The sequence below is a fragment of the Burkholderia sp. 567 genome (assembly GCF_040545115.1).
Lineage (GTDB): Bacteria > Pseudomonadota > Gammaproteobacteria > Burkholderiales > Burkholderiaceae > Burkholderia > Burkholderia ambifaria.
Window position 1 is genome coordinate 877,378 of sequence record NZ_JBEPLG010000001.1, and the last position, 21,427, is coordinate 898,804.

The window sequence follows — 21,427 nt, forward strand, 5'->3', positions numbered from 1 at the left end:
AGTGGTTTAGATGACGTTCTGGAATCTGTATTTCATCCTGAAGTTCGCGCTGTTCGCGACCGGCCACCTGCAGCCGCTGTGGCTCGCGAACCTCGCGTTCGCGCTGGCGCTCGCGGCGAGCGCGCCGGTGCGGCAGCGCGGATGGCGGATCGTGCGGCAGCTCGTCGCGATCGCGATCGCGGTGCCGCTGCTCGCGCGCGAACTGCATGCGCCGCCGCTCGCGCGCCTCGCCGAAGCCGCGCGCGAAGTCAGCACGTTCCGCGTCGACTACTGGATGGAGCTGTTGCCGCGCCTGTTGCCGCCGGTGCTCGTGCTGACGGTGGTGGGCGTGCTGATCGTCTACTTCATCGTCAACCGCTGGGTGCGCGTCGCGACCTTCGTGCTCGCCGTGCTGATCGTGATGCCGCTGTGGCAGGCCGGCAACGGGCTGATGGCGCGCGTCGTCGCGCCGCCGCAGCAGCAGGTCAGCACGACGGGCGGGCGCTCCGACCAGCCCGAGGATCACAACGCGGCACTCGCGACGTTCCGCGCGCAGGAGTCGCAGCGGCAGGTCGCGTTCGGCCATCTCCCGACCGATCCGTCCGCGCAGTTCGACGTGATCGTGCTGCACATCTGCTCGCTGTCGTGGGACGATCTCGATGCGGCGAAGGTGCGCAACCACCCGATGCTGAGTCACTTCGACTACCTGTTCAATAACTTCAGCACGGCCGCGAGCTATAGTGGCCCGGCCGCGATCCGCGTGCTGCGCGCGAGCTGCGGGCAGGAAGCGCACGCGGACCTGTACAAGAGCGCGCCGCAGCAGTGCTACCTGTTCTCGCAGCTCGCGTCCGCCGGCTACACGGTGCAGTCGCTGCTGAACCACGACGGCCACTTCGACAACTTCCTGCAGGTCATTCACGACAACATCGGCGTGCCCGACGCGCCGATGATCCCGAATACGGCCGCGCCGGTCGCGATGCATGCGTTCGACGGCACGGCGATCAAGGACGACTACGGCACGCTCGCGAACTGGTACGCGCAGCGCGCGTCGGTGCCGGGCCCGGTCGCGCTGTACTACAACACGATCAGCCTGCACGACGGCAACCGCGTGGTGGGCAGCCCGCTCGCCAGCATCGATTCGTATCCGCAGCGCGCCAACAAGCTGATGAGCGACTTCGACCGGCTCGCCGATCTGATCGCGCAGTCGGGCCGGCGCGCGGTGATCGTGTTCGTGCCCGAGCACGGCGCCGCGCTGCGCGGCGACAAGAATCAGGTGGCCGGCCTGCGCGAGATTCCGACGCCGCGCATCGTGCACGGGCCGGTCGGCGTGCGGCTCGTCGGCTTCACCGGCAATCACGGCCAGACGACCGTGATCGACCAGCCGACGAGCTTCCTCGCGCTCTCGCAGCTGCTGTCGAACCTTGTATCGAACAGCCCGTTCAAGCCCGGCGCGACGCTCGCGCAATATGCGGCCGACCTGCCGCGCACGCGGATGGTGGGCGAGAACGAAGGCACGGTGACGATGCAGACGAGCGCGGGCTACGCGGTCAAGACTCCGGATGGCGTATGGATCGACGAACAGTGATCAATATCGGCGAAGGTGACGACGATCGCCTGTCGCAGCCGAACGACGTGCTCGGCCTCGCGCGGCACCTGCCCGCGCTGGACCCGGCCCGTTATGTCGACGAGCAGGCGCGGCGCGCGTTCGTCGAATCGCTCGAGCGCTGGCCGACGCTCGCGAAGCTGATGGGATTGAAGCGGTGAGCGCTCGGCGGCCGGCGTGAATGCCGGCCGCCGTGTGTGGATGGGGATGGGCCGACGGGTGCCGGCTTACTGCGCCTTGCGCGCCGGTTGGCGCGTCCATTCGTTTTCCTCGCCCGGCACCTTGCCGAAGGTCTGCTCGGCCCACGCGTTGCGGGCCGCCTCGATCTTCGCGCGCTCGCTCGACACGAAATTCCATTCGATGAACCGCTCGCCTGGCAGGTGCGCACCGCCGAGCAGCATCACGCGCGCGCCGTTCGCGCTCGCGAGCGACACGCTCGCGCCGGGTTCGAGCACGGCCATCGTCGCGGGCGCGAGCGGCGTGCCGTCGATCGTGAGGTCGCCATCGACGAGATACACGCCGCGCTCGTCGTGCTCCGCGTCGAGCGCGAGTTGCCCATCAGCCGCGAATTCCGCATACGCATAGAGCGTCGGCGAGAACACGGCGACCGGCGACGTGAGCCCGAACGCGGTGCCCGCGATCACGCGCACGCTCGCGCCGTCGCGCGTGAACGACGGCAGCGTGTCGGCCGCGTGATGCGCGAACGCGGGCGCCGTGTCCTCGTGCTCGACCGGTAGCGCGACCCAGGTCTGGATCCCGTGCACGGGCTGCTCGAGCGGCCGGTCCTCGTCGGGCGAACGCTCCGAATGGACGATGCCGCGTCCGGCCGTCATCCAGTTCACGTCGCCGGGCACGATCTTCTGCCGGAAGCCGAGACTGTCGTGATGCATCAGCGTGCCGTCGAACAGGTAGGTGACGGTCGCGAGGCCGATGTGCGGATGCGGCAGCACGTCGATGCCGCTGCCGGCCGGCAGCACGGCCGGCCCCATTTCATCGAAGAAGATGAACGGGCCGACGAGGCGCGCGGCGCGCGCGGGCAGCACGCGGCGCACGACGAGATTGCCGATGTCGCTTTCGCGCGGCGTGAGTACGGTCTTGATCGATGCGGACATGGTGAGGCTCTCGTGTTCGGTGGGTCAGGCGATCGCCGTGTCGATTGTGATCGGATGCGTGAGGATCTTGTGCACCGGGCATGCGTTCGCGATCTGCAGCAGGCGCTCGCGCTGCTCGTCCGACAGGTCGCCGTCGAGCGTGATGCGGCGCACGATCGTGCTGCCCGCGCTGCCCGATTCATGCGCGAGCTTCACGTGCACTTCGGCGAGCGGCCAGCCCTTGCGTTGCGCGTACATCTTCAGCGTGATCGCGGTGCAGGCGCCGAGGCTCGACAGCAGCAGCGCGACCGGCGTCGGCGCGGCGTCGCCGCCGCCGAGCGCGGCCGGCTCGTCGGCGCGCCATTGATGAACGCCGTCGGTGAAATGGACCAGGTAATCGACCGAGCCGATGCTCGCTTCGACGGACAGTTCGCTCATTGCAGTTCCAGGTGGGGAAAGGGGAGGCGGGCCGGCAGCCGGCCCGGCGTTACGGTTCGAGCAGACGCTGCAGCCGCAGTTCCTCGAAATCCAGCTCCGATTCTATGCGGTGCAGCACCGCGTCGTCGACCCGCCCGTCGCGGTGCAGGTCGAGCAGCGCGTCGCGCGACACGCCGACCAGCTCGAGCTCGACGCGCAGCATCCGCGCGCGCACGCCCGCCGGTTCCGCGCCGTCGCGATGCGCGCTTTCGTTGAACGCGACGCGGCTGCGATATTCGGTCAGCAGCCGGTCGAGCGATGCACGTTCGAGGCCCGAGCCGCGCTGCTCGCGTGCGTCGAGCTCGGCGAGCGCCGCGCCGAACGTATGCGCGCGCACCGCGTGCTCGGACATCGTGTGCCGCGTGGCCGGGCGCAGCTTCAGCACGCGGATCAGCGGCGCGAGCGTGCCGCCCTGCACGACCAGCGTCGCGATGATCAGCAGGAACGTGCTGAACAGGATCAGGTCGCGGCCGGGGAAATCGCTCGGCAGCGCGATCGCGGCGGCGAGGCTCACGACGCCGCGCATGCCAGACCAGCCGAGCACGACGGCCTCGCGCCACGACCACGGCGGATGGCCCGCGCGTCGTGCGCGCAGACGGCCCGGCAGCCACATCGCGACGAACACCCACACGACGCGCGCGGCGATCGCGGCGGCCGTCGCCGGCAGCGCGACGCGCAGGCCGGCCATCAGCATCGCGCCTTCGTGGTTCACGCGTGCGAGGATCGCGTGCAGCGCGAGGCCGATCAGGATGAACACCAGCGCGTCGAGCACGAACACGATCGCTTCCCAGGTCGCCTTCGCCTTGATCCGCAGGTCGGCGTCGAACACGCGATGCTGGCGCACGCCGAGCACGAGGCCGCAGGTCACGACCGACAGCACGCCGGAGCCGTGCACGGCTTCCGCGATCCCGTAGCTGCCCCACGCCATCGCGAAGGTCACGACGATCCCGAGCATCGGCTCGCGCAGGCGCTGCAGCACCCAGCACATCGCATGGCCGCATGCGAGGCCGACCGCGATGCCGATCAGCGTGAGCGAGAAGAATAGGCCGGTGGCGCTCGCGGTCGTGATGGTGACGGCGAGCGCGGCCGACACGGCCATCTGATACAGCAGCAGGCCCGACGCATCGTTGACGAGGCTTTCGCCTTCGAGCACCGCGACGAGCCGCGCGGGCAGCGGGTGACGCTGCAGGATCGCCTTCGCGGCGACCGCGTCGGGCGGCGACACGATCGCGCCGAGCGTGAAGCACGCGGCCCACGGCAATGCCGGATTGACCGCATGCACGGCGAGCGCGACCGCCACCGTCGTGAACACCACCGCGCCGAGCGCGAGCGATGCGATCGACGCGAGCTCGTGCCGGAATTCCTTCCACGCGGTGTAGAAGCCGCTCGACATCAGGAGCGGCGGCAGCACGGCCGCGAGCAGCAGCGCCGGGTCCATGTCGGGCACGCGCTTGCCGGCAACGGCCACGACACAGCCGCCGAGCAGCAGCACGACGGCCGGCGGAATCGAGATCCGCTCGGCGAGCCACGTGAGCGCGCCCGCGCCGCAGATCAACAGCAGCAGGTAATGGAACAGCTCGACGTTGCTCATGCGCGGTGCGTGAGGGAAGCGTGCATCAGGACGGCGTGCGTTCGTTCGTGCTGCCGCCCGGCAGCGGGCCGAACATGTGCTGGCTGCACTTCGCGTCGCGCCATGCGGCGTTCAGCCGATGGCCCGCGAGCATGCGCCGCGCAACGGGCAGGATCTGTTCGCCGGCCAGCATGCCGAGCAGGCCGGTGAGCGCGATGATCGGCGGCGCGGGCGAGTTCACGCCGATCGCGCCGTAGATGACGCCGGCGAGGATGCCGGCGAACAGCGAGAGAACATACGGTTTCATGGGGGAGCGTCCGGTGATGGCGAGCGACGCCGCAACGGCGCCGTCAAAGTCTTGAGAGCGTATCGGGTTTGCGTGAAGAAAAAAAGAACGCGGGGCCTCGAACGCACGTCGTTTCCGGAATGGCATCGATTCCGTTTCTTGGGTGGTCACGCCGAGCGTTTGCCGATTAAATACGTCGCGCCGGGTCACGATCCGGCGTGATGCATTTCCGGCTCCTCCCGTTCTCACGGCCGAGGCAGGCCTCCCTTTTTTTCGTTCACAGGACTCCACGCGCCATGAGCAATCCGAAACTTGAAGTACTCACTCCGCAGAACAGCCAGCTGATCTTCATCGACCAGCAGCCGCAGATGGCGTTCGGCGTGCAGTCGATCGATCGCCAGGTGCTGAAGAACAACGTCGTGGGTCTGGCGAAGGCTGCGAAGGTCTTCAACATCCCGACCACGATCACGACGGTCGAAAGCGACAGCTTCTCGGGCCACACCTATCCCGAGCTGCTCGACGTGTTCCCGAACCAGAAGACACTCGAACGCACGTCGATGAACTCGTGGGACGACCAGAAGGTGCGCGACGCACTGGCCGCGAACGGCCGCAAGAAGGTGGTCGTGTCGGGCCTGTGGACCGAAGTCTGCAACACGACGTTCGCACTGTGCGCGATGCTCGAAGGCGACTACGAGATCTACATGGTGGCCGACGCATCGGGCGGCACGTCGCAGGCCGCGCACGACATCGCGATGCAGCGGATGGTGCAGGCAGGCGTGGTGCCGGTCACGTGGCAGCAGGTGCTGCTCGAATGGCAACGCGACTGGGCGCGCCGCGACAGCTACGACGCGGTGATGGCGATCGCGAAGGAGCATTCGGGCGCATACGGGATGGGCGTCGACTACGCGTACACGATGGTCCACAAGGCGCCGCAACGCACCGCGACGCCGCACGAGTCGATTGCGCCGGTTCCGGCGAAGTAACGGAAGATCGGCCGCGTTCGCCGCCGCCGCTGCGATCGACGCATGCGGCGGCCACGGTGTTCGCAGGCCGCCGCTCGCTCAGGCCACGGGCAACGCCCACGGCGCGTGCGCGAAGTGGTCGGCGAGGAACTCGAGCAGCACCGTCACGCGCGCGGCGCGCAGCATGCCGGGCGGCGTGACGAGGTTGACGTTGACGTCGGCGATTTTCCACTCGGGCATCACTTCCTCGAGCTCGCCGCGCTGCAGCGCGTCCCACGCGAGGAACTCGGGCTGCAGCGCGAGGCCGTGACCGGCGAGGAGCGCGGGGACGATCACGTCGGCATTGTTGGTGCGGATGCGTCCCTGCACGGACACGCCGACATCCTCGCCCGAAGCCGGATTGCGAAAGCGCCAGTGCTCGGGCGTCGGCAGGTTCGTGTAGGTGAGGCACACGTGCTGTTCGAGGTCGCGCGGATGCGTCGGGCGGCCACGCCGCTCGAGATACGCGGGCGATGCGACGAGCGGACGGCGCACTGCGCACAGGCGGCGCGAGCGCAGCGACGAATCGCTCAGCTCGGCGATGCGGATCGCGATGTCGAACCCGCCGGACACGATGTCGACGATGTTGTCGGTCAGCACGAGGTCGATGTCGACGCGCGGATAGCGTTCGAGAAACGCGGGCAGTAGCGGCGACAGATGGCGCAGCCCGAACGACATCGGCGCGTTCACGCGCACGAGGCCGTGCGGTTCGAGCGCTTGCGCGCAGGCCTCGCTCTCGATCAGTTCGGCATCGGCGAGCAGGCGGATCGCGCGGTCGCGCAGCAGCTCGCCGGTCGGCGTGAGCGACAGTTTGCGCGACGTGCGGTACAGCAGCATCGCGCCGAGGCGTTTTTCGAGGCGCGCGATGGCCTTCGACACGGTCGGTTGCGAGATGCCGAGCAGTTCCGCGGCTTTCGCGAACGAACCGGTCTCCGCGACGCGCGCGAAGATGGCCCAGGCTTCGAGATCAGGAAGATGTTGCATGGCCGGACAGGGTGACAGGGAAGCGAAGTGGAAGCGAGGGCGGCGAAGCATGCGGCCGACGCGATGCGGGTCATTCTAATCCGGTCGGGAGAAAAATCGTTATGGAATCTTATCTATCGTCGTTGGCGGCCGGCGTGCTGATCGGCGTCGTGTACAGCGTGATCAAGGTGCGTTCGCCGGCGCCGCCGCTGATCGCACTGATCGGCCTTGCCGGCATGCTGGTCGGCGCGCAGGCCATCGGGCCCGTGCGTCACTGGCTCGGCTTCTGACTGTTTCGAGGACATGTTAATGACCGCAACCGATACCCAACTGGATCTGATCCTGCACAACGGGCGCATCACGACGCTCGATCGTGCGAACCCCGTCGCCGCCGCGGTGGCGATCAAGGATGGCCGCTTCGTCGCGGTCGGCAGCAACGCGGACGTGATGCCGCTCGCGGGCCGCGCGACGAAAGTCGTCGATCTCGACGGCCGCGCGGTGCTGCCCGGCCTGACCGACAACCATACGCACGTGATTCGCGGTGGCCTGAACTACAACATGGAGCTGCGCTGGGACGGCGTGCGCTCGCTTGCCGTCGCGATGGAGATGCTGCGTCAGCAGGTCGCGATCACGCCCGCGCCGCAATGGGTGCGCGTGGTCGGCGGCTTCACCGAACATCAGTTTGCCGAGAAGCGCCTGCCGACGATCGACGAGCTCAACGCGGCCGCACCCGATACGCCGGTGTTCATCCTGCACCTGTACGATCGCGCGCTGCTGAACGCGGCCGCGCTGCGCGTCGTCGGTTATACGAAGGACACGCCGGAGCCGCCGGGCGGCACGATCCTGCGCGATGCCGCGGGCAACCCGACCGGCCTGCTGCTCGCGAACCCGAACGCGACGATCCTCTACGCGACGCTCGCGAAGGGCCCGAAGCTGCCGTTCGAGTACCAGTACAACTCGACGCGCCACTTCATGCGCGAGCTGAACCGGCTCGGCGTGACGGGCGTGATCGACGCGGGCGGCGGCTCGCAGAACTACCCCGACGATTACGAAGTGATCCGCCAGCTGCACGACGCGGGCGAGATGACGATCCGCATCGCGTACAACCTGTTCACGCAGAAGCCGAACGCGGAGAAGGAAGACTTCGTGAACTGGACCAAGAGCGTCAAGTATCACGACGGCACCGACTACTTCCGCCACAACGGCGCGGGCGAGATGCTGGTGTTTTCCGCGGCCGACTTCGAGGATTTCCGCGTCGCGCGTCCGGACCTGCCCGCGCAGATGGAGGACGATCTCGAAGGCGTGGTGCGCGTGCTCGCGCAGAACCGCTGGCCGTGGCGCATGCATGCGACCTACGACGAAACGATCAGCCGCGCGCTCGACGTGTTCGAGAAGGTCAACGAGGACATCCCGCTCGAAGGGCTGAACTGGTTCTTCGATCACGCGGAAACGATCTCCGAGCGATCGATGGACCGGATCGCGGCGCTCGGCGGCGGCATCGCGGTGCAGCACCGGATGGCGTATCAGGGCGAGTACTTCGTCGAGCGTTATGGCGCGCAGGCGGCCGAGGCGACGCCGCCGGTCGCGAAGATGCTGTCCAAGGGCATCAAGGTGTCGGCCGGCACGGATGCGACGCGGGTGGCGTCGTACAACCCGTGGGTGTCGCTCGCATGGCTCGTGACGGGCAAGACGGTCGGCGGCACGCGTCTGTATCCGCAGCGGAACCTGCTCGATCGCGAAACCGCGCTGCGCATGTGGACCGAGTACGTGACGTGGTTCTCGAACGAAGTGGGCAAGAAGGGCCGCATCGCAGTCGGGCAGTTGGCGGACCTGATGGTCCCCGATCGTGATTTCTTCACGTGCGCGGAGGACGATATCGCCGACACGACCGCGTTGCTGACGGTGGTCGGCGGCCGGATCGTGTGGGGTGCCGGGCCGTTCGCGTCGCACGATTTGCCGATTCCGCCGGCGATGCCGGACTGGTCGCCGGTGCGCACCTACGGCGGCTATGGCGGCTGGGGCGCGACGCAGCGCGAGGGCGCGCCGCTGCAGCGCGCGGCAGCGGCCGCTGCCGCATGCGCTTGTTCTACCGCGTGCGGGATGCACGGCCACGCACATGCGAGCGCGTGGGGCCGCACGTTGCCGACCTCGGACGCGAAGGGTTTCTGGGGCGCGTTCGGCTGTTCATGCTGGGCGGTCTGACATGACGACCGTGACCGGCCGATGTAGCCCCGGGTGGATTCGCGCGCTTCTTTCCCAGCCGTGGGTCGGCGCGCTGGTCCGGCTCGCGCTCGTTTCCGCGTTCCTGATCGGCGGGGTGAACAAGGCGATGCACTTCGGCGATGCGGTCGCGGAGCAGGCGCATTTCGGCCTGCACCCGCCGGCGCTGTGGGCGGCGCTGGCGATTGCGGTCGAGATCGGCGGCTCGCTGTGCGTGGTGTTTCGCCGCTTCACGTGGCTCGGCGCCGGCAGCCTCGGGATGCTGACGTTGGTCGCGATGGTTGTGGCGAACGATTTCTGGAACCGCTCGGGCGCCGAACATTTCACGGCGCTGAACAGCTTTTTCGAGCATCTCGGGCTGATCGCGGCACTCGTGCTCGCGACCATCGTCGACGATGCGCGGCAACCGGCCGACGACGGCCGCGTGTGACCGGGATTGCCCGAGCCGATCCATCCTCTGATCAAACAACAAGGACATCCGTTATGAAAACCCTTCGTTCCGCGCTGCTGGCGCTGACGATTGCCTGCGGTCTCGTCGCCGCGCCCGCCGCGTTCGCGAAACCGCCGGTGCCGCCCGCGGTCACGCCGACGCTGGCCGTCGGTCCGCAGTACGACACCACGCACGTCTGCGTCGCGCCGGAAGACTTCGACCGCTTTACCGACAGCTTCGTCGCGACGTTCGGCGGCAAGAAGTCGAAGCAGGGCGTGTTTCAGGTCACGCCGACGCCGAGCCAGACGATGTCGCAGCTCGTGCTCACGCCGGTCGGCACGGTGTCGGTGTTCGGCTTCAAGACGCCGATCCCGTATCCGTTCTGCGAGGAGCGCACCGGTTATCTCGTCACCGACATGGACGTCGCGGTGAAGTCGGCACGAGAGCACGGCGCGGACGTGATCGTCGATACGTTTCCGGACCCGATCGGCCGCGATGCGATCATCGCGTGGACGGGCGGCGTGAACATGCAGCTCTACTGGCATACGCAGGCGCCGCACTACGACGCGTTGCAGACCATCCCCGAGAATCGTGTGTACGTGTCGCCCCAAAGCGTGCGCAAGTTCGTGCACGACTTCGTCAAGTTCTCGAAGGGCAAGGTCGTGTCCGACAACCTGAAGGCGCCGGGCGTCGAGATCGGTCGTCCGAACGACACGTTCCGCCGCATCCGCATCGAATCGGGCTTCGGCAAGATGACCGTGCTCGTGACGGACGGCAGTCTGCCGTACCCGTTCGGGCGCGAGATGACCGGCTACGAAGTGTCTGATCTCACCGCCACGCTGAAGAAGGCCGAAGCCGCGGGCGTGACCGTGCTCGTGCCGCCGTTCGCATCCGACGGCCGCGACGCGGCGCTCGTGCAGTTCCCGGGTGGCTACGTCGCCGAGATCCACGCGAGCGCGGCGCGATGAAGCACGAGGACACGATCCTTGCCGCGGTGGCCGGCTTCGTCGACACGCTGAGCTTCGTCGCGCTGTTCGGGCTATTCACCGCGCACGTGACCGGCAACTTCGTGCTGATCGGCGCGGGCATCGCGGGCTTCGGCCAGGGCGTGGTGCTGAAGCTCAGCGTGTTTCCCGCGTTCGTGTGCGGCGTCGTCGCGGCGAGCCTGATCGCGCGGTCGATGTCCGGTCGGCCCGGCTGGCAGGGCACGCGCGCGCTGCACATGGTGCAGGCCGTGCTGCTGCTCGGCTTCTGCGCGGCCGGCCTGTGGGCGACGCCCGTCACGCAATCCGACAGCCTGCCGGTGCTCGTGGCCGGCATCGTCGGCACGTTCGCGATGGGCGTGCAGAACGCGCATCCGCGCGTGATGGCGCGCGCCGGCGTGCCGAACACGGTGATGACGGGCAACGTCACGCAGGCGATCCTCGATGTCGTCGACCTGCTGTCGGCCGGCACGACGGACAGCGCCCGTGCGACGGCACGCGCGCGTTTCGGCAAGATGCTGCCGGCGATCGTCGCGTTCGCGCTCGGCGCGGCCGGCGGTGCGCTCGGGTTCCGTTACATCGGCTTTGCGGCGCTGCTCGCGCCCGTGTGCGCGCTGGCGATGCTTGCGCTGGGTTCGTCACAAGCGGCCGCACCGGCTACGCAGGAGCGCGCATGATCGGGCGGGGGCAGGGCAGACGACGGACAGATCACGGCCGCCGAGTCGAGCGGGCTGCTCGTCTGTCGCTCGTCGCGGGGCTGTTGGTCGCGGGCGCCGACGCGGTGTTCGCGCAGACGGCGCCGGCATCGATTTCGACGCCGGCGCAAGAACCGGCGCCGGCTTCGGCTGCGTCATCGGTTTCTACATCGGCAACCACACCCGCGGCGACCACTGCATCGACCTGCACGGCCAAGCGCCCGACAGTGCTGTTCAACCGCTGGCAGGAAGACTGGTCGGTGCTCGCGAATCCGTGCGTGCCGCGCGCGCCGCTCGACGGGCTGAAATACATCCCGCTCGGCAATGATCCGGCATCCTATCTTTCTCTCGGCGTGAATCTGCGCGAGCGGCTGGAGACCAACGACGCGCCGCTGTTCGGGATCGGCTCCGCGCAATCGGATACGTACCTGATCCAGCGCGTCGAAGTGCATGCCGATGCGCATCTCGGCCAGCACTGGCAGTTCTTCGTGCAATTGCAGGACGCGCGCGCGTTCGGCAAGAACACGGTGTCGCCGGTCGACCGGAATCCGCTCGATCTCGAGCAGGCGTTCGCGACCTACACCGGTGCGCTCGGCGGCGGCACGGTCAAGGTCCGCGTCGGCCGGCAGGAGATGGCGTTCGACTTGCAGCGCTTCATCGCCGCGCGCGACGGCCCGAACGTGCGGCAATCGTTCGATGGGGTGTGGGCCGATTACGAATACGGGAAGTGGCGCTTCATCGGCTATGCGACGCAGCCGGTGCAGAACCGCAACGCATCCGATTTCGACGACGTGTCCAATCGCAATCTCACGTTCAGCGGCGTGCGCTTCGAGCGGCAGTCGATCGGGCCCGGCGACCTGTCCGGCTACTGGTCGCGGTACAACCGCAAGAACGCGCGCTTTCTCGATGCGAGCGGCCCCGAGCATCGCGATGTGTGGGATCTGCGCTACTCGGGCACGCAGGGCCGTTTCGACTGGGATCTCGAGACGATGCTGCAGAGCGGCACGGTCGGCAGCAATACGGTCGGCGCGTGGGCCGTCGGCTCGATCGCCGGCTACCGGCTCGATGCGCCGTGGTCGCCGCGCATCGCGCTCCAGGTCGATGCGGCGTCGGGCGACCGGCATCCGCACGACGGCCGCGTCGGCACCTTCAACCCGCTGTTTCCGAACGGCTATTACTTCACGCTGGCCGGCTTCACAGGCTACTCGAACCTGATCCACGTGAAGCCGTCGGTGACGCTGAAGCCGGCACCGAACCTGTCGCTGCTCGGCGCGCTCGGCTTCCAGTGGCGCGAGACGACCGGCGACGCCGTCTATCAGCAGGCGAACGTCGCGGTGCCTGGCACCGCGGGCAAGGGCGGCTTATGGACCGGGATGTACGTGCAGCTGCGCGCGGACTGGACGATCGCCGCGAACCTGATCGGCGCGGTCGAGGCCGTGCATTTCCAGGTCGGCGACGCGATCCGGCAGGCGGGCGGGCACAACGCGGACTACGTCGGTGTTGAACTGAAGTATGGGTGGTAGCGCGCACGGCGCATGAAAAAGGGCGACCCCGCGTGAGCAGGGTCGCCCTTCGTTCGTCCGGGCCGGCGGCATGGCCGGCCCGTTCGCGGTGATGGCGATGCCGTTACAGGTTCGGCGACAGCGCGAGCGCGTTCGTCAGGTCGCCCATCGGTTGCGCGCCGTTCGCCTTCAGCGCGTCGTCGCGTTGCTGCAGGCCCGCGAGGCGCGGCAGCGAGAAGCGGCGCGTGATGAAGCGCAGGATCGACGCGGTGTCGTACTGCGTATGGTCGACGAAACCCTTCTTCGAGAACGGCGACACGATCAGTGCCGGAATCCGCGTGCCCGGGCCCCAGCGGTCGCCCTTCGGCGGCGCCACGTGATCCCAGAAGCCGCCGTTTTCGTCGTACGTGACGACCACGACCATGTTCTTCCACTGCGGGCTCGCCTGCAGGTGCGCGAGCACGTTCGCGATGTGCTGGTCGCCGCTCGCGACGTCCGTGTAGCCCGGGTGTTCGTTCAGGTTGCCCTGCGGCTTGTAGAACGCGACTTGCGGCAGCGTGCCCGCGTCGATCGCCTTGAGGAACTCGCTGCCGTCCGTGCCGCCGTCGAGCAGGTGCTGCGCGCGGTTCGTGCTGCCCGGCGCCTGGTTCGCGTAGTAGTTGAACGGCTGATGGTGCGGCTGGAAGTTCGGCGCCGTCATGTTCGGGCCGTAGATCACGTTCGCGGTGCCGCTCTGCGCGGCCTGCAGCGCCTGGTTCCACGCACCGCCATACCACGCCCACGACACGCCCGCGTTGCTCAGCAGGTCGCCGATGTTCTGTTGCGTCTGCGGCGGCAGCGTGGTCGGCGCCGACGGATCCGCGAGGTTCGCATCGCCGCCCGCCGCGGCCTTGTTGCCGCTCGGCTGGTACGGCGGCTGCATCGTGTTGATCGCGTAGAAGTCCGGCGTCAGGTTGCCCGAGTTCACGAACTTCGGAGTCCCATCGAGCGCGGACGCCGGCGAGTTGCTCGCGAGCTGCAGCGACTTGCCGTCCGCGGCGACGGCCGAGATCGAACCGGCCGCCGGGCTCTTGTCCGCGTTCGCGTAGAACGGCGCGCACGCGCAGATCAGGTACTGGTGGTTCAGGAACGAGCCGCCGAACGCACCCATGAAGAAGTTGTCGGCGAGCGTGAACTGCTGCGCGATCTTCCACAGCGGCAGCTTCGTCGCGTCGGGCGTGTAGTGGCCCATCACGAGGCCGCCGGAATCGGCCCACGCGGCGAACATGTCGTTCTTGCCGCCGTTGATTTGCATCTGGTTCTCGTAGAAGCGGTGATACAGGTCGCGCGTCGTCACGCTCATCGGCGTGTTGAAACCGTTCGGATCGTCGATCGCGAACGGCGCGTTCGGCAGGTTGGCCGTCATCGCCTCGGTCACGGCCGGCGTCACGCCCTTCGCGGTCAGGCCGCCCCAGACCTTCGGCAGCGTCGCGAGCGGCTGGCCGTTGCGGTCCTTCTGCTGCGCGCTGGCAGCCGTCACGTTCTGCAGGCCGTTCGCGCCCGGAAAGTTGCCGTACAGGTTGTCGAAGCTGCGGTTTTCCGCGTAGATCACGACGACGTTCTTCACCGTCGACAGACCTTGCTGCTGTACGTCGTCGCCGCCGCAGGCGGTGAGGGCGACGGCCGCGGCAATCGCGAGCGGCGTAAAGCGAATCCAGGCGTGGGTTTTCATACGTTCTACTCTCATCTCTCTCTTGTCGCGTGGGGGACCGGAGCATCCGTGTGCGGCCGGTTCCCGAAGGTGACCGTTGTGTGTCCGGCAGTGCGCATTGTGGGGGCGTGATTTGACAGGCGGGTGTAGGGGTGCTTTCGATTTCCTGTCAGTAGGCCGTCATGGAATGGTCATGCGGCTGACATAAACTCCGCCCGCTCATGAACCTACTTTCCGACCAATCGATGAAGTCTCGCCAACCGGCAGCCGGCGCGTGCGCGCGCGCGTGGCTGCATCTGAGCGGCGCGCTCGCGCTGGCCGCCGCGCTCGCCACCCTTGCCGGCTGTGACGCACAGCCGGGTGCCGGTGCGTCGAGCGCACCGGCCGCCGTCGCCTCGCAGGCATCGGGCGCCGCGCAGCAGGTTGCGTCCGCAACGATCGCCGCGAGCGGCCCGGTCGTCGCCGCGAACCAGCCGCAGACCCGCGCGCAGGTTTACGAAGGCGTGCGCCGGATGACGGCGCTCGGCAAGCAACTTTTCTTCGACCCTACGCTGTCAGGTTCCGGCAAGCTCGCGTGCGCGTCGTGCCACAGCCCCGAGCACGCGTTCGGTCCGCCGAATGCGCTGGCCGTGCAGTTCGGCGGCGACGACATGAAGCGCTCGGGCTTTCGCGCGGTGCCGTCGCTCAAGTACCTGCAGGGCGTGCCGCAGTTCACCGAGCACTTCCACGACTCCGACGACGAAGGCGACGAGAGCGTCGATGCGGGCCCGACCGGTGGCCTCACGTGGGACGGCCGCGTCGACACGGGCGCCGAGCAGGCGCGCATTCCGCTCACGTCGCCGTTCGAGATGAACAGCACGCCCGCGAAGGTCGCGCGGGCCGTGAAGGCCGCGCCGTATGCGGCCGAGTTCCGCGCGGTGTTCGGCGTGCAGGTGCTCGACGACGACGCGGCGACGTTCAAGGCCGTGCTGCGCGCGCTCGAGACCTTCGAGCAGACCCCCGAACTGTTCTCGCCGTATTCGAGCAAGTACGACGCGTACCTCGCCGGGCGGGCGCAGCTCACGCCGGCCGAACTGCGCGGGCTGCAACTGTTCAACGACGAGAAGAAGGGTAATTGCGCGAGCTGCCACATCAGCCAGCGCGCGCTCGACGGCACGCCGCCGCAGTTCAGCGATTTCGGCTTGATCGCGATCGCGGTGCCGCGCAACCGCGCGCTGCCGGTCAATCGCGATCCGCGTTTCCACGATCTCGGCGCGTGCGGCCCCGAGCGCACCGACCTGAAAGGCCGCGACGAACTCTGCGGACTGTTCCGCACGCCGTCGCTGCGCAACGTCGCGCTGCGCAAGACGTTCTTCCACAACGGCGTGTACCACTCGCTCGAGGACGTGATGCGCTTCTACGTCGAGCGCGACATCCATCCGGAGAAGTTCTATCCGGTCGTGCACGGCAAGGTGCAGGTGTACGACGATCTGCCGAAGCGCTACTGGCCGAACATCAACCGCGAGCCGCCGTTCGACCGCAAGCGCGGCGATGCGCCCGCGCTGAACGCGGCCGAGATCAAGGACGTGATCGCGTTCCTGAACACGCTGACTGACGGATATCAGCCGGCGGCCACGTCGGCGGCGCGCTAGAAGGCGTTCCTGGCGGCACGCATGCTATGCTCGCTCGCTGACGGGCGTGGCGCGTGCCGGATGGCCGGCCGCCGGTTCGCCGGCCGCGCGCCACGCCTTCGATTGAACATCCGAGGAGAACAACACATGTCGATGCGTGCATCCCTTTCCATCGTCACGCGCGTGCTGGCCGGCGCCGCGTGCGCAGCCGCGATGCTGCCCGCCCACGCACAAAGCAACCTGGGCTTCCTGAACGACACGCCGCTGACCTACTTCAGCAAGACCGACCGCGCGTCGCTGAGCAAGGCCGTCTCGCAGGTGCGCGACGAAGGCAAGGACGGCGAAATCACGACGTGGCAGAGCAACGGCCGCGGCACGCAGATCGATGCGAAGCTCACGCCGTCGACGTCCGAAACCGACGGCAAGACCTGCCGCGAAATCTCGACCGAAATCTCGGCGAAGGGCCAGTCGATGATGCTCAAGCCGGTCTTCTGCAAGACCGCCGCGGGCAAGTGGCAGCTGCAGAAACGCTGAGCGTGGTGCGATGAAGCGCAGCGGTGCGCCGCGCACGGTATCGTGCGGCGTCGTGATTCTCGACGGGGCCGGCCGCGTATTCCTCGCGCATGCGACGGATACCACGCACTGGGACATCCCGAAGGGGCAGGGCGAGCCCGGCGAGTCGCCGGCCGACGCGGCGCTGCGGGAGCTGCGCGAGGAAACCGGCATCGAGCTCGCGCCGGCGCGCCTCGTCGATCTCGGCCGCTTCGCGTACCGTCACGACAAGGACCTGCACCTGTTCGCGGTGCAGGTCGCCGACGACGAGATCGATCCCGCGCACTGCACGTGCACGTCGCTGTTCCCGAGCCGTCGCGACGGCTCGCTGATTCCCGAGATGGACGCGTATCGCTGGACGGCGCCCGCCGACGTCGATACGTATGCGAGCCGCAGCCTCGCGCGGCTGTTTCGCACGACGCTGTCGCTCGCGGATCTGCATCGGCGGTTGACGGGCGGGTGAGCGTTATGGCTTCGATGCCGCGCACGGCACGAATGCCGCGCAGGCAATAAAAAACCGACCCTGAGGGTCGGTTTTTTTTCATCATCGCGCGACGTCGGCGCGAAGCCCCACGCCGCGCGCGCCGCAGGCCGTCAGGCCGGCTTGCCCCAGCTGTCGCGCAGCCCGACGATCCGGTTGAACACGGGCTTGCCCGGTTTCGAATCGACCCGGTCGGCAACGAAATAGCCGTGACGCTCGAACTGCAAGCGCGTTTCCGGCGCGACATCGCCGGCGCCCGGCTCGACGTAGGCCTGCGTGATCTTCTTCGAATCCGGGTTCAGCGCCTCGAGGAAGTTCGCGCCGCCCGCGTCCGGGTGCGGCTCCTTGAACAACCGGTCGTAGATCCGCACTTCGGCCGGCTGCGCATGCTTCGCGCTGACCCAGTGGATGTTGCCCTTGACCTTGTACGTGTTCGCGCCGTCCGTGCCCGACTTGCTGTCCGGGAAGTAGTTGCAGTGCACGGCCGTCACGTTGCCGTCGGCGTCCTTGTCGAAGCCGGTGCACTCGATCACGTAGCCGTAGCGCAGGCGCACCTTGTTGCCCGGGAACAGGCGGAAATAGCCCTTCGGCGGATTCTCGACGAAGTCCTCGCGTTCGATCCACAGCTCGCGCGAGATCGGGAACGTGCGCACGCCGCGCTCCGGATGATGCGGATGCACGGGGGCCGTGCACGCTTCCTCGAGGTCTTCCGGATAGTTGTCGATCACGAGCTTCAGCGGATCGAGCACGGCGACCGAGCGCGGCGCCTTGTCGTCGAGATCGTCGCGCAGCGCGCCTTCGAACACGCTCATGTCGATCCACGAATCGACCTTCGTCACGCCGATCCGCTCGCAGAACAGGTGGATGCTCTCCGGCGTGAAGCCGCGGCGGCGGATCCCGACGATCGTCGGCATGCGCGGATCGTCCCAGCCTTCGACGTGACCTTCGGTGACGAGCTGCAGCAGCTTGCGCTTGCTGGTGATCGCGTACGTGAGGTTCAGGCGCGAGAATTCGATCTGTTGCGGCAGCGGCCGCGTGAACACGCCGGCATCCGCGAGTTCGTTCAGCACCCAGTCGTACAGCGGGCGGTGATCCTCGAACTCGAGCGTGCACAGCGAGTGCGTGATGCCCTCGAGCGCATCCGAGATGCAGTGCGTGTAGTCGTACATCGGATACACGCACCATGCGTCGCCGGTGCGGTAGTGGTGCGCGTAGCGGATCCGGTAGATCACCGGGTCGCGCATGTTCATGTTCGGCGACGCCATGTCGATCTTCGCGCGCAGCACGTGCTCGCCTTCCTTGAACTCGCCGGCCTTCATCCGGCGGAACAGGTCGAGGTTTTCCTCGGGCGAACGGGCGCGGTACGGCGACGGTTTGCCGCCTTCGGTCAGCGAGCCGCGGTTCGCGCGCATTTCGTCGGCGCTCTGGCTGTCGACGTACGCCTTGCCGCGCTGGATCAGCAGCTCGGCGAATTCGTACAGCTTGTCGTAGTAGTCGCTCGCGAAATACTGGTGATCGACCGCATCCTTGCGCCAGTCGAAGCCGAGCCAGCGCACCGCGTCGACGATCGAGTCGACGTACTCGACGCTTTCCTTTTCCGGGTTGGTGTCGTCGAAGCGCAGGTGGCACACGCCGCCGTAGTCGCGCGCGACGCTGAAGTTCAGGCAGATGCTCTTCGCATGGCCGATGTGCAGATAGCCGTTCGGCTCGGGCGGGAAGCGCGTTTCGACGCGGCCGCCCCATTTGCCGGTGCGGTTGTCGTCGTCGATGATGTTGCGGATGAAGTTGGAAGCCGCGGGGGCGTCATTACGTTCGGTGCTCATGCGGTTGGCGTCAGGTTGTGTCGGCGCGTCGCGCCGGTTTAATCCTGTAATTCTACCTGAGCGGGGTCCGTCCCGCGCGGGTTGGGGCGCCGCAGGCGTCGGTTGGCGCTGCGTCCCGCAATATCTCGATAATGTGTCGGCTGTAACACGACGTAAATCGGATTGCCCGGCGCGTTCGGCTTTTCCTATGATGGCTTCACCGATTCAATGCCGCCGGCGGGCCTTTTTGCTGGCGGGAGGAAGCCAATAATCCATGATGAAGAAGACCACTTTTCTCGTTCGTACCGCGGTGATCGTCGCGGTCCTGTCGCAACTCGGCGCATGCGCGATGACGCATACGCAACGGAACGCCGGTATCGGCGCGGCCGCGGGCGGCGCGCTCGGCTACCTGATCACGGGCGGCCCGGTCGGCACGGTGGCCGGCGCGGCGGCAGGCGGCCTGGTCGGCGCCGGCGTGCGCTGATCGACACCGGCGCGCAGGCGCGCCGGCCGGTCGTGACGGGGTTCGCCGCGCGTCACGACCTCGCACATCCCTTCCGCGATTCGACAGGCAACATCAGGGAGGAACGGGTGTGCGACACTTCGTCGACGTCACATAACGACTTCATGCGTCGACGAATCCTCCATGAGCAACTTTCCCGTTTTCGTGCTGCCGGGCTACGGCAACTCCGGTCCGCTCCACTGGCAAAGCCGCTGGGAGCGCGCCGACGCGCGTTTCGTGCGCATCGCGATGCCCGACTGGGACCATGCGTTTCGCAACGGCTGGTGTCTCGCGCTCGATCGCGCGGTCGAGGCCGCGCCGGGCCCGGTGTTGATCGCCGCGCACAGCCTCGGCACGCTGACCACCGCATGGTGGGCGACCCGCTACGCGCGGCCGGCCGCGCTTGCGAAGGTGCGCGGCGCGCTGCTCGTCGCGCTGCCCGATCCGGCCGGGCCCGGGTTTCCGGCCGACGCGCACGGCTTCGGGCCCGTGCCGCACGAACGGCTGCCGTTTCCGACCTGCGTGGCCGCGAGCAGCGACGATTCGTACGGCTCGCTCGCGTTCGCGCGCGGTTGCGCGCACGCGTGGGGCAGCGCGTTCCACGATCTCGGCCCGCGCGGCCACCTCAACGCGGACAGCGGGCTCGGCGACTGGCCTGAAGCGCGCAGTTGGCTCGACGCGCTCGCGCGCTAGCCATCGATTCACTGGCCGTCGGCCACCGGTCGCACGCCGCCGACGGCGCCGCGACGCGCGTTCCTGTGGCCTCAGATCGCCTGCTTCGCCTTGAGCGCCGCGATGCGCGCCGCGTCGTAGCCGAGCATGTCGCGCAGCACCGCTTCGGTTTGCGCGCCGAGCAGCGGCGGGGCCGTGCGCGCATCGGGCGGCGTCGCGCTCATCCGGATCGGATTGCGCACGAGCTTCACGTCCGCGCCGCACGGATGCGGCAGCGACACCTGCATCCCGCGCGCGACCACCTGTTCGTTGTCGAACACTTCGTCGAGTTCGTTGATCGGCCCGCACGGCACGCCGGCCGCTTCCAGCGTGCCGATCCAGTCGGCCTTGGCGCGGGTCTTCACCATCTCCGCGAGGATCGGCACCAGTGTGTCGCGATGGCGCACGCGCGACGGATTGGTCGCGAACCGTTCGTCGTCGGCCAGCTCGGCCCGGCCGCCGGCCTCGACGAACTTGCGGAACTGCCCGTCGTTGCCGACCGCGACGATGATCCAGCCGTCGCTCGTTTGGAACGTTTGATACGGCACGATGTTCGGGTGCGCATTGCCCCAGCGCACCGGCGGCTTGCCGCTCGCGAGGAAGTTGGTGTTCATGTTCGCGAGCAGCGCGACCTGCACGTCGAGCAGCGCCATGTCGATGTACTGGCCTTCACCCGTGCGGTCGCGATGCGCAAGGGCGGCGAGCACCGCGATCGTCGAATAGAGGCCGGTCGCGAGATCGGCGATCGCGACGCCGGCCTTCTGCGGGCCGCCGCCTGGCTCGCTGTCGCGCTCGCCGGTGATGCTCATGAAGCCGCCGATGCCCTGGACGATGAAGTCGTAGCCCGCGCGATGCGCGTACGGGCCCGTCTGGCCGAAACCCGTGACCGAGCAGTAGACGAGATCGGGCTTCACCGCGCGCAGCGAGTCGTAGTCGAGCCCGTATTTCGCGAGCTGCCCGACCTTGTAGTTCTCGAGCACGACGTCGCTTTGCGCGGCGAGCTCGCGCACGATCTGCTGGCCTTCGGGCGTCGCGATGTCGACCGTGACCGAGCGCTTGTTGCGGTTCGCCGCGAGGTAGTAGGCGGCCTCGGCGGTGTCGGCGCCGGCTGCGTCCTTCAGGTACGGCGGCCCCCAGTGGCGCGTGTCGTCGCCGGCGCCGGGGCGCTCGATCTTGATCACGTCCGCGCCGAAATCGGCAAGGGTCTGCGCGCACCACGGGCCCGCGAGCACGCGGGTGAGGTCCAACACGCGGATATGGCTCAGGGCACCCATCGTCG

At 67.9% G+C, this 21,427-nt stretch carries 22 protein-coding genes; 14 read left to right on the plus strand and 8 right to left on the minus strand.

What is annotated here, in order from left to right; all coding sequences use genetic code 11:
• Positions 1-10: 10 nt before the first annotated feature.
• Both bcsG and ABIC50_RS04120 read left to right on the plus strand, forming a co-directional pair.
• Entirely contained in the window at positions 11-1,564 is a 1,554-nt protein-coding gene (bcsG, locus tag ABIC50_RS04115) for a cellulose biosynthesis protein BcsG (protein WP_354161783.1), read from the plus strand.
• Positions 1,546-1,743, plus strand: a complete 198-nt coding sequence (locus ABIC50_RS04120; RefSeq protein ID WP_012363646.1) for a hypothetical protein — start codon at positions 1,546-1,548, stop codon at positions 1,741-1,743. Before bcsG ends, ABIC50_RS04120 begins: the two co-directional genes overlap by 19 nt.
• Positions 1,744-1,809: 66 nt before the next feature.
• Here ABIC50_RS04120 and ABIC50_RS04125 read toward each other — a convergent pair whose 3' ends face one another.
• The 4 genes from ABIC50_RS04125 to ABIC50_RS04140 are packed head-to-tail and all read right to left on the minus strand — an operon-like array spanning position 1,810 to position 5,027.
• Positions 1,810-2,694, minus strand: coding sequence for a pirin family protein (locus ABIC50_RS04125; protein ID WP_354161786.1), 885 nt, complete (start codon positions 2,692-2,694; stop codon positions 1,810-1,812).
• Between the two features lie 24 nt (positions 2,695-2,718).
• The gene (locus ABIC50_RS04130) at positions 2,719-3,111 is read right to left on the minus strand and encodes an OsmC family protein (protein WP_165751244.1); all 393 of its coding nucleotides are present in this window, start codon (positions 3,109-3,111) and stop codon (positions 2,719-2,721) included.
• Between the two features lie 49 nt (positions 3,112-3,160).
• A complete protein-coding gene (locus ABIC50_RS04135) occupies positions 3,161-4,741 on the minus strand; it encodes a cation:proton antiporter (protein WP_175661857.1) in 1,581 nt (526 codons plus the stop codon).
• A 25-nt stretch (positions 4,742-4,766) separates the two neighbouring features.
• The gene (locus ABIC50_RS04140) at positions 4,767-5,027 is read right to left on the minus strand and encodes a XapX domain-containing protein (RefSeq protein WP_354161789.1); all 261 of its coding nucleotides are present in this window, start codon (positions 5,025-5,027) and stop codon (positions 4,767-4,769) included.
• Between the two features lie 275 nt (positions 5,028-5,302).
• On the opposite strand from ABIC50_RS04140, the gene ABIC50_RS04145 reads away from it, so the two are divergent.
• Positions 5,303-5,989, plus strand: coding sequence for a hydrolase (locus ABIC50_RS04145; protein WP_105833238.1), 687 nt, complete (start codon positions 5,303-5,305; stop codon positions 5,987-5,989).
• A 78-nt stretch (positions 5,990-6,067) separates the two neighbouring features.
• Here ABIC50_RS04145 and ABIC50_RS04150 read toward each other — a convergent pair whose 3' ends face one another.
• Positions 6,068-6,991 (minus strand): LysR family transcriptional regulator, encoded by a 924-nt coding sequence (locus ABIC50_RS04150; protein ID WP_354161794.1) that lies wholly within the window; start codon positions 6,989-6,991, stop codon positions 6,068-6,070.
• 101 nt (positions 6,992-7,092) lie between these two features.
• Between ABIC50_RS04150 and ABIC50_RS04155 the strand changes: the two genes are divergently transcribed.
• From ABIC50_RS04155 to ABIC50_RS04180, 6 genes are read left to right on the plus strand one after another with little or no spacing between them, the layout of a single operon-like run.
• Positions 7,093-7,260, plus strand: a complete 168-nt coding sequence (locus ABIC50_RS04155) for a DUF1427 family protein (protein WP_006756038.1) — start codon at positions 7,093-7,095, stop codon at positions 7,258-7,260.
• Positions 7,261-7,279: 19 nt separating this feature from the next.
• Positions 7,280-9,172, plus strand: a complete 1,893-nt coding sequence (locus ABIC50_RS04160; RefSeq protein ID WP_354161797.1) for an amidohydrolase — start codon at positions 7,280-7,282, stop codon at positions 9,170-9,172.
• Position 9,173: 1 nt separating this feature from the next.
• Positions 9,174-9,620 carry a DoxX family protein gene (locus ABIC50_RS04165; protein ID WP_354161800.1) on the plus strand — a complete coding sequence of 149 codons (447 nt, stop codon included), beginning with the start codon at positions 9,174-9,176 and terminating at the stop codon, positions 9,618-9,620.
• A 53-nt stretch (positions 9,621-9,673) separates the two neighbouring features.
• Positions 9,674-10,588: a VOC family protein gene (locus tag ABIC50_RS04170; protein ID WP_175701669.1), complete on the plus strand. Its 915-nt coding sequence runs from the start codon at positions 9,674-9,676 to the stop codon at positions 10,586-10,588.
• The gene (locus ABIC50_RS04175) at positions 10,585-11,280 is read left to right on the plus strand and encodes a YoaK family protein (RefSeq protein WP_354161802.1); all 696 of its coding nucleotides are present in this window, start codon (positions 10,585-10,587) and stop codon (positions 11,278-11,280) included. The genes ABIC50_RS04170 and ABIC50_RS04175 overlap by 4 nt, the downstream gene beginning before the upstream one ends.
• Positions 11,277-12,821 (plus strand): alginate export family protein, encoded by a 1,545-nt coding sequence (locus tag ABIC50_RS04180; RefSeq protein ID WP_354161805.1) that lies wholly within the window; start codon positions 11,277-11,279, stop codon positions 12,819-12,821. Before ABIC50_RS04175 ends, ABIC50_RS04180 begins: the two co-directional genes overlap by 4 nt.
• Positions 12,822-12,924: 103 nt before the next feature.
• On the opposite strand, the gene ABIC50_RS04185 is transcribed toward ABIC50_RS04180, so the two are convergent.
• Positions 12,925-14,526 (minus strand): acid phosphatase, encoded by a 1,602-nt coding sequence (locus tag ABIC50_RS04185; RefSeq protein ID WP_422613917.1) that lies wholly within the window; start codon positions 14,524-14,526, stop codon positions 12,925-12,927.
• Positions 14,527-14,735: 209 nt separating this feature from the next.
• Here ABIC50_RS04185 and ABIC50_RS04190 point away from each other — a divergent pair, with 209 nt between their 5' ends.
• The 3 genes from ABIC50_RS04190 (at position 14,736) to ABIC50_RS04200 (ending at position 17,115) form a co-directional block, all read left to right on the plus strand.
• The gene (locus ABIC50_RS04190; RefSeq protein WP_354161808.1) at positions 14,736-16,121 is read left to right on the plus strand and encodes a cytochrome-c peroxidase; all 1,386 of its coding nucleotides are present in this window, start codon (positions 14,736-14,738) and stop codon (positions 16,119-16,121) included.
• Positions 16,122-16,247: 126 nt separating this feature from the next.
• Positions 16,248-16,634, plus strand: coding sequence for a hypothetical protein (locus ABIC50_RS04195; RefSeq protein WP_354161811.1), 387 nt, complete (start codon positions 16,248-16,250; stop codon positions 16,632-16,634).
• A gap of 10 nt (positions 16,635-16,644) precedes the next feature.
• Positions 16,645-17,115 (plus strand): NUDIX hydrolase, encoded by a 471-nt coding sequence (locus ABIC50_RS04200; protein ID WP_126227564.1) that lies wholly within the window; start codon positions 16,645-16,647, stop codon positions 17,113-17,115.
• Positions 17,116-17,246: 131 nt separating this feature from the next.
• On the opposite strand, the gene ABIC50_RS04205 is transcribed toward ABIC50_RS04200, so the two are convergent.
• On the minus strand, positions 17,247-18,956 hold the full coding sequence (locus ABIC50_RS04205) for a glutamine--tRNA ligase/YqeY domain fusion protein (RefSeq protein ID WP_011656604.1): 1,710 nt from the start codon (positions 18,954-18,956) through the stop codon (positions 17,247-17,249).
• Positions 18,957-19,209: 253 nt separating this feature from the next.
• On the opposite strand from ABIC50_RS04205, the gene ABIC50_RS04210 reads away from it, so the two are divergent.
• Positions 19,210-19,419, plus strand: a complete 210-nt coding sequence (locus ABIC50_RS04210; protein WP_011656605.1) for a YMGG-like glycine zipper-containing protein — start codon at positions 19,210-19,212, stop codon at positions 19,417-19,419.
• A 162-nt stretch (positions 19,420-19,581) separates the two neighbouring features.
• Positions 19,582-20,130, plus strand: a complete 549-nt coding sequence (locus tag ABIC50_RS04215) for an RBBP9/YdeN family alpha/beta hydrolase (protein WP_354161818.1) — start codon at positions 19,582-19,584, stop codon at positions 20,128-20,130.
• Positions 20,131-20,201: 71 nt separating this feature from the next.
• Here the strand turns inward: ABIC50_RS04215 and ABIC50_RS04220 are convergent, their stop codons facing one another.
• Positions 20,202-21,422 carry a CaiB/BaiF CoA transferase family protein gene (locus tag ABIC50_RS04220; protein ID WP_354161822.1) on the minus strand — a complete coding sequence of 407 codons (1,221 nt, stop codon included), beginning with the start codon at positions 21,420-21,422 and terminating at the stop codon, positions 20,202-20,204.
• Between the last annotated feature and the right edge of the window lie 5 nt (positions 21,423-21,427).